This window comes from Amycolatopsis rifamycinica (assembly GCF_000695625.1).
In the GTDB taxonomy this organism is placed as follows: Bacteria; Actinomycetota; Actinomycetes; order Mycobacteriales; family Pseudonocardiaceae; genus Amycolatopsis; species Amycolatopsis rifamycinica.
In genome coordinates, this window is sequence record NZ_JMQI01000002.1 from 1 (window position 1) to 12,957 (window position 12,957).

Here is a 12,957-nt window from a genome sequence, read left to right on the forward strand (position 1 = left end):
GCCGGGAGCCGGGAGCCGGGAGCCGGGAGCCGGGAGCCGGGAGCCGGGAGCCGGGAGCCGGGGAGCTCGGGGTGCGGTGAGGAGGCCGGCGCGGGTGCGTCGAGCGTGGATGCGCTGAGGGTGGGTGCGCCGGGGGCGGGCGTGCGAGTTTGCCGGGGGACCGCGACCGCGGCTCCCCGGCGTACTCGGGTTCTTTCTCAGGCGGTCCACTCGGGGTTGCGGCCCAGGTAGCGCAGCAGCTTCGCGACCGCGTCGTCGTTGGAGGCCGGCTCCAGGGCCGGGGCGTAGGCGAAGCCGCGCAGGGGGTCGGCCAGTTCTTCGGCCACCGGGATGAGCTGCTCGGCCAGCTCCGGCGTCAGCGGGGATTGCCGGCCCGCCGCCGTTGCGATGTCCCATGCGTGGACCGCCGCGTCCAAGGCTGCCGCTCCCGCTGCCACCGGGGCCGGGAGGGCTCCCTGGGGCAGGGGCGTCGGGACCTCCGTCGCGTTCTCCGGCACCGTGGCGAACGCCGCCGCCGCGGCGGCCAACGTCGGCTCCAGGAACTCCGCCGGCTCGCCCGTCAGCGAGCCCGAGGGGGCGAACGGGTTGAAGTCCGGGCCGCCCGTGCCCGTGATCGCGGCCGCGTAGCCGAGCTGGTCGCCTGCTGCGTGCTGGAGGACCTGGGTGACGTTCCACTCCGAGCACGGCGTCGGGGCCGACCAGTCCTGCACGCCCGCGATCGCCGCGCGCAGGGCTTCGTGGGCCGCCGCCAGGATCGGCCAGCCGCCGGTCGAGCCGTCATCCGAGCCGCCGTTCGAGCCGCCGGTCAAGCCGGCGAAGAACCGGCGGATGTCGCCGACCAGGACGTCCGGGGCCTCGTGGGCCGCGTAGTGGCCCGCCGCGTCGCGGGGGCCGCCGCTGCTCGACGTCACGTCGTAGCTGTTCCAGCTGACGATGTTCGCGTGGTCGCGCTCGGCGAACCGCCGGATCGACTGGAAGTCGCCCGCGAACATCGCCAGGGCCGTCGGGACCGTCGTCGGGCCCTCCGGCTGCGCGGTCTCGTGCGCGTTCTCGTAGTAGAAGCGGATCGACGAGCCGGCCGTGCGGGTGAGCCAGTACAGCGCCACGTTCGCCAGCACGAACTCCGGGTCCAGGTGCTCGCCGAACAGCTGGGCGTTCCACGCCAGCAGGCCCAGCGGCGAGTCCGCGAGCGCGAACGCCAGCGTGTGCGGCTGCTGGCTGTGCAGCGTGTTGAAGGAGAACATGTTCTCGTAGAACCACTGCAGGTGCGCCAGCGCGGCCTGGTCGGCTTCGCTCAGGTCCGCCATCTCGGCCGGGTCGCCGGACGGGAAGGCGAACAGCTGGGTGACGTGCACGCCGACGACCTTCTCCGGCGCGAGCCGCCCGATCTCCGGCGAAACCATCGAGCCCGCGTCGTTGCCCACCGCGCCGTAGGTCTCGTAGCCCAGCCGGCTCATCAGCTCGGCCCACGCGGCCGCCGTGCGGTGCGTGCCCCAGCCTGCCGACTTGGTGGGGCCCGAGAAGCCGAAGCCCGGCAGGGACGGGATGACCAGGTGGAACGCCGGCTCGTCGGCCGAGGCCGGCTCGGTCAGCGGGCCGATCACGCCGAGGTACTCCACGATCGAGCCCGGCCAGCCGTGGGTCAGCACCAGCGGCGTCGCGTCCGGCCGCGACGAGCGGACGTGCAGGAAGTGGATGGTCTCGCCGTCGATCTCCGTCACGAACTGCGGGTGGGCGTTGAGCTTCGCCTCGAACGCCCGCCAGTCGAACTTCTCCAGCCAGTACTCGGCCAGCGCGCGGACCCGCTCGTTCGTGACGCCGTACTCGGCGGGCAGGTCGTCCGGCCACAGCGCCCCGCGCAGGCGGTTCTGCAGGTCGTCGAGGGCGGACTGCGGGACCTCGGCGCGGAACGGGCGGAGGGCGGGGACCGTCATGACTGGCTCCTTCGACGTGGAACGGAATGCTTCGTTCCGAACTGTAGCAGACCGGAACGATCCGTTCCAGTGTTAATCTCGGAGGCATGAGTGAGACGGAGACCGCCCTGCCCGGGCGCCGCGGCCAGGCCGCCCGCAACAACATCGTCATCCTCGACGCCGCCCGCCACGTCTTCCTGGGTGACCCGAAGGCGCCGATCTCGCAGGTCGCCGAGCGCGCCGGCGTCGGCATCAGCGCCCTCTACCGCCGGTACCCGAGCAAGGAGGCCCTGCTCCGCCACATCTGTCACGACGGGCTCATGCTGTACATCGGCGAAGCCGAGCTCGCCGCGGAGGAGCCGGACGGCTGGGCGGCGCTGACCGGCTTCCTCGCCCGGATCGTCGAACTCGACGTGCACTCGCTGACCGTCCACCTCGCCGGCACGTTCACCCCGACTCCCGAGATGGGCCGGGACGCGCGGCGGGCGGGCGAGCTGACGACGCACCTGGTCGAGCGGGCGCGCGAAACCGGGCGCCTGCGCCCGGACGCCGTCGCCGAAGACATCGGCATGATCCTCGAATGCTGCGCCGCCATCCGCGTCGACGACCCGGAGCGGACGTCGCAGCTGCGCCACCGGTACCTCGCGCTGCTCATCGAGGGGCTGGCGGCGAAAGGCCCGGATCTGCCGGGCCCGCCGCCGCGGCCCGGCGAGATGAACGGCCGCTGGCGCCCCGCCTGAAGGCGCCGCCGCGACGCGTCCGATGGCGGTAACGAATTCCGGAAGGGTGACGACTGATCAGCGTCGGCTGTCCAAAAAGACCCCATTGCACCATCAGTCAGAGCGGCATCCCCGGACCGGAACAGCGAGATGACGACTATGCAAAGAAGCTGGCGACGGACCACGATCCTGTCTTCGGTGGCCGCACTGGCCACCGCTTTCCTCGCGCTCGCCCCCGCCGCGCAGGCGGACACGCCCACCAGTTCCGTCGGAGTCAGTCCCACCACGGTGGTGCCGGGACAGACATTCACGGTCACGCAAACCATTCACAACGACCGCGATTTCACGGTGACTTTCGCGAAGGCCGCCATTTACGGCACGCCGACCGCGATCACCGACGTCGTGGACGTCGTCTCCTGCACCAACACCACGGCGGTCGGCTGCTTCCAGGCCGGCAGCAGCTACCGTGCCGCGTTCGGCGACCTCGAGGCGGGCGGCACGAAGACCACGGTGTGGACGCTGCGCGTCAAGGACACCGCGGCGCCGGGGCAGTTCACGCTGCAGCACCAGTTCGTCGGCGACAACTACTCCTTCGAAACCTTCGACGGCCCGGTCATCACGATCGGCAGCCCGGTGACCAACGCCGACGTCAAGGTCGCGCTGGGCGCCACCGGGCACGGCGGGCTGAACGCGCGCATCGACTACGCGCTGACCGTGACGAACATCGGCCCGTCCGCGGCGACCGGGATCCGGGTCGTGGCCACGTTCCCCGCGGGCCTGTCCTTCGCCAGCGGCTCGGGGTGTGCGCACGTCAGCGGCACCCGGACGGTCAACTGCGACGTCGCTTCGCTGGCCAGCGGCGCGTCGGCGACGCCGAAGTTCTCGGTGAACGGCGGCCTGCTCGCGGTCGGTTCGTACACCGCGACGGCGCGGCGGACGGCGAGCTCGCCGTCGGATCCCAACCCCGCCAACGACAGCGCGTCGAAGACGTGCGCGGCGCTGACCGGGCTCATCGTGACCTGCTGAGGTCCGCGAACCGCCGAACCGGGCTCATGTCCACCGCCAGGACACGGGCCCGGTTCGGCCTTTTCTAGCCGGTCACCGACGCGTACAGCTTCGCGATGTCGTCGTCGAAATACGCGCTGTAGGAAACGTCCGGGGTGTCGCCGCCGAGCTGGTAACCGCCGATCACGCCGATGACCGCGCCGTCGGCCACCCACGGCCCGCCGCTGGTTCCGTCCGGAAAACCCGGGCACGCGACGCGCAGCTGATACGTGCCGGAACGGGCGGTGTCCCCGTCGCAAACGACCGGGGAATCGACCGTGTCGGGGTAGCCCGTAAGGGTGATTCGGTGCTCGAATCCGCGATTCGTGCCGAGCACGTTCGCGCCGGTGAGGCTTTCCAGCGCGGCCGGGTTTCCGGCCTGCCGGACGGTCAGGAACGCGAAATCCAGATCCGGGTCGGCCGAGGACGTCCAGCCGTCGGCCACGGCCACCGAGGTCACCGCCCACATCCCGAGCGGCGCGACGCCGTCGTGGTAGCCGGGAGCGAAGGCCATGCCGTCCCGGACGCAGTGCGCGGCGGTCAGGACCAGGTCTCCGGCGGCGGAGTGCACGACGCTCGCCGTGCAGAAGTGGCTCTCGTCGGCGAACAGCGCCCCGATGGGAGACGCCGCGGGCTTGGCCGACGTGGTGACCGCGGGCGGCGTGGTGACCGGGGCCGGCGCGCCCTCGGCGTAGGCGTCGTCGGCGGTCGTGCCGGTGCCGAGGACCAGCCCGGTCCCCAGGACCAGCAACGCCGCCGCGGCCGTCAGCGCGGTGCGGGGGAACTTGATCGCCACCACTCCAGGTCACCACAGCGCCGCCGTATCCGCAGCGTGTGGCGCCGGACGCACAGCGACCTCATAGCGACCGCACAGCGCCGCATCGGCCCGGCGGGACCCGCCGGCCTAGGTGAGGTTCTTCGGGAGCAGGGTGGTCGCCGCGTCCGGGGCGGCGACCGCCTTGGGCCGCCGGTCGCGGAACAGCCAGCCGCCGACGATGCCGCCGGCGAAGCCGAACAGGTGACCCTGCCAGCTGACCCCTTCCTCGGTCGGCAGGAGGGACGCGAACTGGTAGGCGAAGCACAGCGCCATCACCAGCCCGATCACGATGTCGATCAGGTGCCGGTCGAAGAGGCCGCGCACGATGATGTAGCCGAAGTACCCGAAGACCAGGCCGCTGGCGCCGACCGTGACCGAGTGCGACGGCGAGATGAACCAGACGCCCAGGCCGCTGGCGACGATGATCAGCAGGCTGACGCTGAGCCACTTCTTCACCCCGCGGTAGGCGGCGAGGAAGCCGAAGACGAACAGCGGTCCCGAGTTGCCTTCGATGTGGGCCCAGCTGAAGTGCAGGAAGGGGGAGCTGAGGATCTCCGGCAGCGACGACGGGTCGCGTGCTTCGATGCCGTACTCGCGGCTCAGGTCGTAGCCGCTGGGCGCGTTGATCAGCTGGACCACCCACAGCACGGCCAGCAGGCCGACCATCACCCACAGGGCCTTCTTGGCTTCGGCGATCATCGCCTCGGCGTCGCTACGGGCCGGTTCCTCGGTCATTTCGTCCCCCATGCTCGGTTCGCGCGCCCGAGGATAACGGGCGCGGGCCGCGGACGCGCCGTTTCGGACCCACCCGTGACCTGGCAGGGTTGGGACCATGACGTCACACCGGCCGGAGATGGTCTTCCGGGGCCGTCGCATGCCCGGCGACCGCGCCCTGGTCATGGCCATCGTCAACCGCACGCCCGACTCGTTCTACGACAAGGGCGCGACCTTCGCCGACACCGCGGCCCTGGACGCGGTGGACCGCGCGGTGGCCGCGGGCGCCGACATCGTGGACATCGGCGGTGTGAAGGCGGGCGAGGGCCCCGAGGTCGACGTGGGCGAGGAGAGCCGCCGGGTGGTGCCGTTCGTCGCCGAGGTGCGCCGCCGCCACCCGGGTCTGGTGATCAGCGTCGACACGTGGCGCCACGAGGTGGGCCGCCGGGTCTGCGAAGCGGGCGCCGACCTGCTCAACGACACCTGGGCGGGCGCCGACCCGAAGCTGGTCGAGGTGGCCGCGGAGTACGGCGCGGGCTACGTCTGCTCGCACGTCGGCGGCATGCCGGTCCGCACGGACCCGTACCCGGCACCGACCCCGGAGCGGCCGTTCTGGCCCCGATACGACGACGTCGTGGCGGACGTGGTCGCCGAGCTGACGGCCGCGGCCGCGCGCACGGCCGCGGCCGGGGTGCCCCGCGGCGGCATCCTGGTCGACCCGACGTTCGACTTCGGCAAGAGCACCCGCCACGGCCTCGAGCTGCTCCGCCACTTCGACCGCCTGGTGGACACGGGCTGGCCGGTCCTGGTCGCGCTGTCGAACAAGGACCTCATCGGCGAAACGCTGGACGTCGAAGCCCACGACCGGCTGGCGGGCACCCTGGCGGCCACGGCGATAGCGGCGCACGCGGGTGCGGCGGTCTTCCGAGCCCACAACGTCCGCGAGACACGCGAAGCCGTGGAAGCGGTCGCGCGTTTCGAGGCCGCCACCGCTCGGTAGTCCACTGTGGACTAACCGCCGGGCCCCGGCCGACCCGCGCGAGGTGCGGAGAACCGGAGCGGGAACTACCTGCGAACCCGGAGCCATGGCGTACAAAGGACGAAGAGGTGATGTCCGATGGGGTTGCGGCACGGGAAGCGGCGCCGGTGGGCGGTCGTCGCCGCCGTGGCCGTGGTGCTGGTTTCCGCGCCGTCGGTCGTTGCCGCGCTCGCCCCCGCCGGAGCGGCGGCCGACCCGGAAAAACTGCGCACGCTCGTGCTGGACTCCGCCGAAAAGCCGTACCAGGGTTACGCCGAAAGCGCCGGCTCGCTCGCCCTGCCGGAGCTGCCGAACCTCGCCGCCGTCACCGCGCTCTTCTCGATGCGGACGCCGATGCGCGCCTGGTACGCCGGGCCCGACCGCTACCGGGTCGACATCCTGGGCACCGCCGGTGAGCACGACGTCTACCGGCTCCCCGACGGCGAATACACCTGGGACTACGGCGACAACACGCTGACCGAGCTGATCGGCGAGCCGGGGTTGCGGCTGCCGCGGGCCGGTGACCTGCTGCCGCCCGAGCTCGCGCGGCGGATCCTGCGCGCGGCGACCGGCGATCCGGTGAGCGCGCTGCCCGGGCGGAACGTCGCCGGGGTCGCCGCGTCCGGGCTGCGGCTCGTGCCCGCCGATCCGGACACGACCCTCGGGCGCGTCGACGTCTGGGCGGACCCGGTGACCGGGGTCGCGGTGCGGGTCGAAGTGACCGCGCGGGGGCAGGAGGCGCCGATCCTGGTGACCGAGTTCCGGGAGCTCGAACAGACGACGCCGGTGGTCGAGGCGCCGCGGCCGGTGCTCGGGTCCGGGTTCACCGTGGCGAGCGCCCCGGACGTCACCGACACGCTCGGCGCGTTCAGCCAGGTCACGCTGCCGTCGCGACTCGCCGGGCGGCCGGTGGTGTCGTCGGGCTTCGGCGGCGTGCAGGGCGCCGCGCTCTACGGCCGCGGGCTGGCCGCCTTCGCCGTGATCGCCGTGCCGCGGGCGGTGGCCAACGCGGCGGGCGACGCCGCCGGGAAGGCCGGTGCCGTGCAGGTCAAGCTGGCCGCGGGGAGTGTCGTGCAGCTGTCGATCACCCCGCTGTCCCTGGGCATCGTGCGGTCGTCGGTCTCGCGGCGCTCCTACCTGCTGGCCGGGACGGTGACGCCGGCCGTCCTGAAGTCCGCGGCCGACGAGCTGTCGCGGCTGCGCCGGAGCGGCCCGTGATCGTCACGCACGCGCTGACCAAGCGCTACGGCCGCACGGTGGCCGTCGACGCGGTCGGCCTCGAAGTCCGCGAAGGCGACCGCTACGGCTTCCTGGGCCCCAACGGCTCCGGCAAGACCACCCTGGTCCGGATGCTGCTCGGCCTGGTCTACGCGACCGCCGGGGAGATCGAGGTGCTCGGCAAGCCGGTGCCGAAGCGGGTCGCCGAGGTGCTGCCGGAGGTCGGCGCGCTCGTCGAAGGCCCGGCCGCCTACCCGCACCTGTCCGGGCGCCGGAACCTGGCGCTGCTCGACGCCGCCGGCCGCGGGGGCGGGCGGCGCACGCGACGCCGTCGCATCGACGAAGCCCTCGACCAGGTCGGGCTGGGCGGGGTGGACCAGCGGCCGGTGAAGGCGTACTCGCTCGGCATGCGGCAACGGCTCGGGCTCGCCGGCGCGCTGCTGCGCAGGCCCCGGTTGCTGATCCTCGACGAACCGACCAACGGGCTCGACCCGCAGGGCATCAAGGAGATCCGCGAACTGCTGGTCGAGCTGAACGCGGGCGGCACCACGGTGTTCCTGTCCAGCCACCTGCTGGCCGAGGTGGAGCAGCTCTGCACGCGCGTCGGCGTCGTCGACCGCGGCCGGCTCGTGCTCGAGGAGGACCTGGCGACGCTGCGGGCGGCCACCGGCCGGGTCCTGGTCGGCACGCCGGACGCGGCCGCGGCGGCCGCGGTCCTCGACGGCCAGCTCGAAGCCCGCGACGGCGACCGGCTGGTCATCCGGCACGACGACCCGGCGGCGCTGAACGTCCTGCTCGTCGAGGCGGGGGTGCGCGTGACGTCGATCCACGCCGAACAGCGGACGCTGGAACAGGTCGTCCTCGACGTGACGGGTCCGGGCTCGGACCGGTTCGGGGCGGCGGGATGATCGGCGTCGAACTGCGGAAGCTCGCGCTGCGGCCGCGGGTCTGGTTCAGCGTGCTGCTGCTGTGCCTGCTGCCCGCCATCGTCGGCGTCTTCCTGGCGACGGCGGACTTCGCGCCGCCGCCGGGGCAGGGCGGGGCGTTCCTCTCGGCGGTGGTGAACGACGGCGCGCTGTACCCGGCCGCCGCGCTCGCGCTGGTGCTGCCGCTGTTCCTGCCGATCGCGGTCGCCGTCACCGCGGGCGACGCGATCGCGGGCGAGGCGGCCACCGGCACCCTGCGCTACCTGCTGGTGCGCCCGGCCGGCCGGACCCGGTTGCTGGGCGCGAAGATGGTCGCCCTCGCCGTGTACGTCACCGCGGCGATCGTCATCGTCGTGCTGACGTCGCTGGTGCTCGGGGTGATCCTGTTCGGCACCGGCGGCAACCCCGGCGTGGCGGGGCCGGGCGGGCAGCCGACCGGCGTGACGTCGTTGTCGGGGCAGTCGCTCAGCTCCTCGGCGCTGGGCCTGCGGCTGCTGGGCGCGGTGACCTACATCGTCGTGTCGATGCTCGGGTTCGCGGCCATCACCGTCTTCCTCTCGACGGTGTCCGACTCGGCGCTGGGGGCGGCGCTGGGCGGGCTGGCCGTGCTCATCACGAGCTCGGTGCTGGAGACCCTGGACGCGGCCGCGTCCGTGAAGCCCTACCTGCCGACGCACTACTGGCTGTCCTGGATCGACTTCTTCCGGGATCCGGTGCTGTGGCGCAACATCGACCACGGGCTGCTGCTGCAGGCCGGCTACATCGTGGTGTTCTTCGGGGCCGCGTGGGCGAACTTCGCGACGAAGGACGTCACGAGCTGAGGCACTCGGCGGGCGCTTCCAGCGGGGAAGTGCCGAGGGCCTGCAGGACGATCTCGGTGACGGCGGGATCGGTGGGCAGGTCGCCGTGGCCGGCCTGGTTGCCGGGGCAGACCTCCTGCAGCGCGACGTTGACGGCGCCGTCGAGCCGGGCCGAGTCGGGCGGGGTCACCGTCTCGTCGTTCTCCGTCCAGAGCGACAGCCACGGCAGGCCGGGCGGGAGCGGCCGCTTGGCCACCTCCTGCAGGAGGCTGCTGCCCGGCGCCAGCTGGACGCACGCGGTGGGGCAGCCGCCCGGGACCAGCGCGCCGCCCGCCGTGGCCAGGCCGGTGCCGTGCATCGGCGCGCCGAGCGTCACGACCCGGCGGGCCTGGTGCGCGCCGCCCTCCCGGCTGACCCACAGCCGCGCCACGACCCCGCCGGCGGAGTACCCGACGACGTCGACCGAGGGCGCGCCTCGCTGGTAGGCCTGCTCGACGGCGTCGGCGAGGACGGCGGCCTGTTCGACGAGGTCACCGGTGCCGTCGCCGGCCAGGGTGAGCACCTCGGCGGACCGGCCGGTGGCCTGCCGGATCCGTTCGGCGAGGGTTTCGAGCGCACCGCGTCCGCCGCCGTAGCCGGGGACGAGCAGCACCGGGCCGGGCGTGTTCTGGTCCGGCGTCCCGGCTTCGGGCGCGGCTTTCGCCCCCGATGCGGCGGCAAGGGCGACGACGACCACGGCCACCACGGCGACGGCGACGCTGCTCAGCATCAGCCGCCGTCGCGGGCTGAGCCCGCCCCACCAAGCCGTAACTCGCACCCTTCCATCATGCCGCCGCCCGGGGCACTTTCACGTGAAAGTGACCCGGAGGACCGCCCTCCGGAACACTTTCACGTGAAAGTGACCTGGAGGGGGGCTCCGGATGGCTCGGCCGATCCGGTGACGGGCCGGGAAGGCCTGAACGGCTCCCCGGTCGCCGCCGTGTGCCCGGTGGGAGTGGTGGAGACGGATCGGGGTGAGCCGGTCATGCGTATTCGCATCGTGGTGCTCGTCGTGCTCGTGGCGGAACTGGTCGCGTGCGGACAGCCGGCGGAGGAGGTGAGAGGCCGGGCGCGGCCGGTGCCGTCGAGCACCGGAGTGTCCCGGTGCGAGCTGCTCGGGGACACGCCGGTCGTACCCGGCGAGGTCGTCGTGAAGCTATAGCCGGACGTGCAGGCGAGCGGTGGCCGGAGACCGGTGATCGACCGCGCCCGTCCGGACCGGCGGCCGCCACTGCGCGGCCACGACGGCGGCCAGCACGACCGCGGCGCCCAGCAGCTGCCACGCCGTCAGCCGCTGGCCGAGGACGAGCCAGCCGAGCAGGGTGGCGACCACCGGGCTCAGCAGCCCGAGGAACGTCACGTGGGTCGCCGTCAACGCGCGGATCCCGCGGAACCACAAGGCGTACGCGAACGCCGCGCCGATCAGCGACAGGTAGGCGTACCCCGCGAGGTTCGCCGCGGACAGCGACGCGGGCGGAGCGCCCTCGACGGCCAGCTCGACCGGGACGAGCACCAGCCCGCCCGCGACGAGCTGCCAGCCGGTCGTCGCCAGCAGGGGTGCGGGGGACGTCCAGCGCTTGCTCAGCACGACCCCGACGGCCATCACGATCGCCCCGCCGGCCGCGGCGGCGACGCCGAGCGCGTCGAGCCGCGCGCCGGCCCGCAGCACCAGCAGGCTGACGCCGGCGACCCCGGCCATGCCCGCGAGCACCGTGCGCCGGGTGAAGCGTTCGCCGAGCAGGCCGGTGGACAGGCCGGCGACCAGCAGCGGCTGCAGGGCGCCCAGGGTGGCGGCCACCCCGCCGGGCAGCCGGTAGGCGGCGACGAACAGCAACGCGAGGAAGGCGCCGATGTTCAGCGTGCCGAGCACGAGCGAGCGCCACCACCAGTCGCCCTTCGGCAGGCGGCGGGTGAGCGCGACCAGCAGCAGCCCGGCGGGCAGGGCCCGGATGACGGCGGCGAGCAGCGGTCGGTCGGGCGGCAGGAACTCGGTGGTGACGAGGTAGGTGGTGCCCCAGAGGGCCGGGGCCAGCGCGGTGAGGACGAGCTGTTTGCTGAGCACTAAGGTAGATTACCTCAGCGCTAAGGTAATTGGCTACCCTTTCACTTACCGCTAAGGCATCGGTTACGCTGGGGCGATGGCCGACCACGTGGACCGGATACTGGCGCAGTGGCACGCCGAGCGTCCCGACCTCGACGTTTCCCCGATGGCCGTGATCGGCCGCCTGGCCCGGCTGAGCGCACTGGTCGACGCGGAGCTGCGCCGGACCTTCGCCCGCCACGGCCTGGACCGGGCGACGTTCGACGTCCTCGCCACCCTGCGCCGCAGCGGCCCGCCGTACCGGCTGACCCCGACCGAGCTGATGCGGTCGGCGATGGTGACGTCCGGGGCGATCACCCAGCGCCTGGACAAGATGGAGGCGCGGGGCCTGGTCGAGCGCACTCCGAACGAGGCGGACGGCCGCGGGGTGCGGGTACGGCTGACCGAAGCCGGGGGCGAGCTGATCGATCGGGTGCTGCCGGAGCACGTCGAGACCGAGCACCGCATCTTGGCCGCGTTGGACGCCGGGGAGCGCGACGGGCTGGCCGCGACGCTGCGGACCCTGCTGGAGAGCCTGGGCGGCTCGGTCGCCTAGGAGATCGCCCAGGAGATCTGCCGGACCGGTTCGCCGCCCAGCAGCAGATCCAGGTCGATCCGGCCGCCCGCCGCGGCCAGCACCGCGTCGATCGCCAGATCGACATCGAGCTTCCGGCCGTGCTGGTCGGCGTACGCGCGCATCAGGTTCCCGATGTGGCGCTCCGGATTCCGCCACGACGGCCACCGCATCGACGCCTGCTTCGCCAGCTTCGCGAAGTTGGACTGCCGCGTGGTCGCCTCCAGCAGCCATTCCAGGTAGACGCGCATCCCGTGGAAGGCCGTGTGGCCGGGCGTGGCCACCGGGCCGTGGCCGGGCACCAGCGTGCGCGGCCGGAACGTGTCCTGGAGCCAGGCGAGCGCGTCGAGCCAGCCGGGGATCGACCCGTGCACCGCTATCGGGGTGTCGCCGATGAACACCAGGTCGCCGGTGAACAGCGTGCCCGACCGCGGCTCGTGCACCACCAGGTCGCCCGCCGTGTGCGCGACGCCGGGCACCGCCACGACGTCGACGACCGCGCCGCCCAGGTCCAGCTTCTGCCAGCCGGTCACCGGCCGGACCGCGCCGGGCTCCGGGGGCTCGAGCACGCCCCAGCGGGTGTAGGTGAAGACGTTGCCGTAGGTCTGCGGCCCGGCCTTGACCAGGTCGAGGCTGCCCGGCGCGGCCAGCGCCGTCCCGCCGTCGCGCAGGGCGACACCGAGTCCGTTGTGGTGTTCGCCGTGCGCGTGCGTGATGACGACCGTGAGCTCCTGGTCGCCCGCGTACTTGCGGACGTCGCGCAGCAGCTCCAGCGTCGCCTGCTCGGTGCCGCAGGTGTCGATCAGGGCGACGCCCTCGGTGCCCTGGATCCAGCCGCTGTTCGCGACGAACCACTCGGCCGGGCTCTTCACGTAGGCCACCACTCCCGGCCGCGCGTGGCGCAGCGGGACGATGTTCGATCTGACGGCCGGCATGCTTTCCTCCCCTGAACGGACGATGCGGTTAACGACGGTCACCGGGTGAGGTTGCGCGGTTTCTCCCGGAATGTTTCCGCCCATTTCTGTCGGCTGACCGGTCGAGATTTTTTTCGGATCGGTCCCGGTCAAAGGTCTTGACAGTCGATCACGACCGTCC

General features: G+C 72.9%; 14 protein-coding genes. 8 read left to right on the plus strand and 6 right to left on the minus strand.

Features of this window, described 5'->3' with window-relative positions; genetic code table 11:
* Window positions 1-197: 197 nt before the first annotated feature.
* Entirely contained in the window at window positions 198-1,934 is a 1,737-nt protein-coding gene (locus tag DV20_RS00850) for a TIGR03086 family metal-binding protein (protein WP_043775377.1), read from the minus strand.
* An 86-nt stretch (window positions 1,935-2,020) separates the two neighbouring features.
* Between DV20_RS00850 and DV20_RS00855 the strand changes: the two genes are divergently transcribed.
* Both DV20_RS00855 and DV20_RS00860 read left to right on the plus strand, forming a co-directional pair.
* Entirely contained in the window at window positions 2,021-2,653 is a 633-nt protein-coding gene (locus tag DV20_RS00855) for a TetR/AcrR family transcriptional regulator (protein ID WP_043775379.1), read from the plus strand.
* A gap of 177 nt (window positions 2,654-2,830) precedes the next feature.
* Window positions 2,831-3,658 carry a DUF11 domain-containing protein gene (locus DV20_RS00860; RefSeq protein WP_043775381.1) on the plus strand — a complete coding sequence of 276 codons (828 nt, stop codon included), beginning with the start codon at window positions 2,831-2,833 and terminating at the stop codon, window positions 3,656-3,658.
* A 64-nt stretch (window positions 3,659-3,722) separates the two neighbouring features.
* Here DV20_RS00860 and DV20_RS00865 read toward each other — a convergent pair whose 3' ends face one another.
* The gene (locus tag DV20_RS00865; protein WP_051735730.1) at window positions 3,723-4,475 is read right to left on the minus strand and encodes a trypsin-like serine peptidase; all 753 of its coding nucleotides are present in this window, start codon (window positions 4,473-4,475) and stop codon (window positions 3,723-3,725) included.
* Window positions 4,476-4,580: 105 nt separating this feature from the next.
* Window positions 4,581-5,228 (minus strand): rhomboid family intramembrane serine protease, encoded by a 648-nt coding sequence (locus tag DV20_RS00870; RefSeq protein ID WP_043775382.1) that lies wholly within the window; start codon window positions 5,226-5,228, stop codon window positions 4,581-4,583.
* A 97-nt stretch (window positions 5,229-5,325) separates the two neighbouring features.
* Here DV20_RS00870 and folP point away from each other — a divergent pair, with 97 nt between their 5' ends.
* The 4 genes from folP (at window position 5,326) to DV20_RS00890 (ending at window position 9,190) form a co-directional block, all read left to right on the plus strand.
* Complete coding sequence (gene folP, locus DV20_RS00875; protein ID WP_051735731.1) at window positions 5,326-6,207, plus strand: dihydropteroate synthase; 882 nt, start codon at window positions 5,326-5,328, stop codon at window positions 6,205-6,207.
* 117 nt (window positions 6,208-6,324) lie between these two features.
* On the plus strand, window positions 6,325-7,443 hold the full coding sequence (locus DV20_RS00880) for a hypothetical protein (protein WP_043775386.1): 1,119 nt from the start codon (window positions 6,325-6,327) through the stop codon (window positions 7,441-7,443).
* Window positions 7,440-8,351: an ABC transporter ATP-binding protein gene (locus DV20_RS00885; RefSeq protein ID WP_043775388.1), complete on the plus strand. Its 912-nt coding sequence runs from the start codon at window positions 7,440-7,442 to the stop codon at window positions 8,349-8,351. The genes DV20_RS00880 and DV20_RS00885 overlap by 4 nt, the downstream gene beginning before the upstream one ends.
* On the plus strand, window positions 8,348-9,190 hold the full coding sequence (locus DV20_RS00890) for an ABC transporter permease (protein WP_043775390.1): 843 nt from the start codon (window positions 8,348-8,350) through the stop codon (window positions 9,188-9,190). Before DV20_RS00885 ends, DV20_RS00890 begins: the two co-directional genes overlap by 4 nt.
* Here the strand turns inward: DV20_RS00890 and DV20_RS00895 are convergent.
* Window positions 9,180-9,986, minus strand: coding sequence for a lipase family alpha/beta hydrolase (locus tag DV20_RS00895; protein WP_235190671.1), 807 nt, complete (start codon window positions 9,984-9,986; stop codon window positions 9,180-9,182). The genes DV20_RS00890 and DV20_RS00895 overlap by 11 nt on opposite strands.
* A gap of 207 nt (window positions 9,987-10,193) precedes the next feature.
* Here DV20_RS00895 and DV20_RS45725 point away from each other — a divergent pair, with 207 nt between their 5' ends.
* A complete protein-coding gene (locus tag DV20_RS45725) occupies window positions 10,194-10,370 on the plus strand; it encodes a hypothetical protein (protein WP_051735749.1) in 177 nt (58 codons plus the stop codon).
* Here the strand turns inward: DV20_RS45725 and DV20_RS00905 are convergent.
* Window positions 10,365-11,270, minus strand: coding sequence for an EamA family transporter (locus tag DV20_RS00905; protein WP_043775393.1), 906 nt, complete (start codon window positions 11,268-11,270; stop codon window positions 10,365-10,367). The genes DV20_RS45725 and DV20_RS00905 overlap by 6 nt on opposite strands.
* 76 nt (window positions 11,271-11,346) lie before the next feature.
* On the opposite strand from DV20_RS00905, the gene DV20_RS00910 reads away from it, so the two are divergent.
* The gene (locus DV20_RS00910) at window positions 11,347-11,844 is read left to right on the plus strand and encodes a MarR family winged helix-turn-helix transcriptional regulator (protein ID WP_043775394.1); all 498 of its coding nucleotides are present in this window, start codon (window positions 11,347-11,349) and stop codon (window positions 11,842-11,844) included.
* On the opposite strand, the gene DV20_RS00915 is transcribed toward DV20_RS00910, so the two are convergent.
* Window positions 11,841-12,797 carry an MBL fold metallo-hydrolase gene (locus DV20_RS00915; RefSeq protein WP_043775396.1) on the minus strand — a complete coding sequence of 319 codons (957 nt, stop codon included), beginning with the start codon at window positions 12,795-12,797 and terminating at the stop codon, window positions 11,841-11,843. The genes DV20_RS00910 and DV20_RS00915 overlap by 4 nt on opposite strands.
* Between the last annotated feature and the right edge of the window lie 160 nt (window positions 12,798-12,957).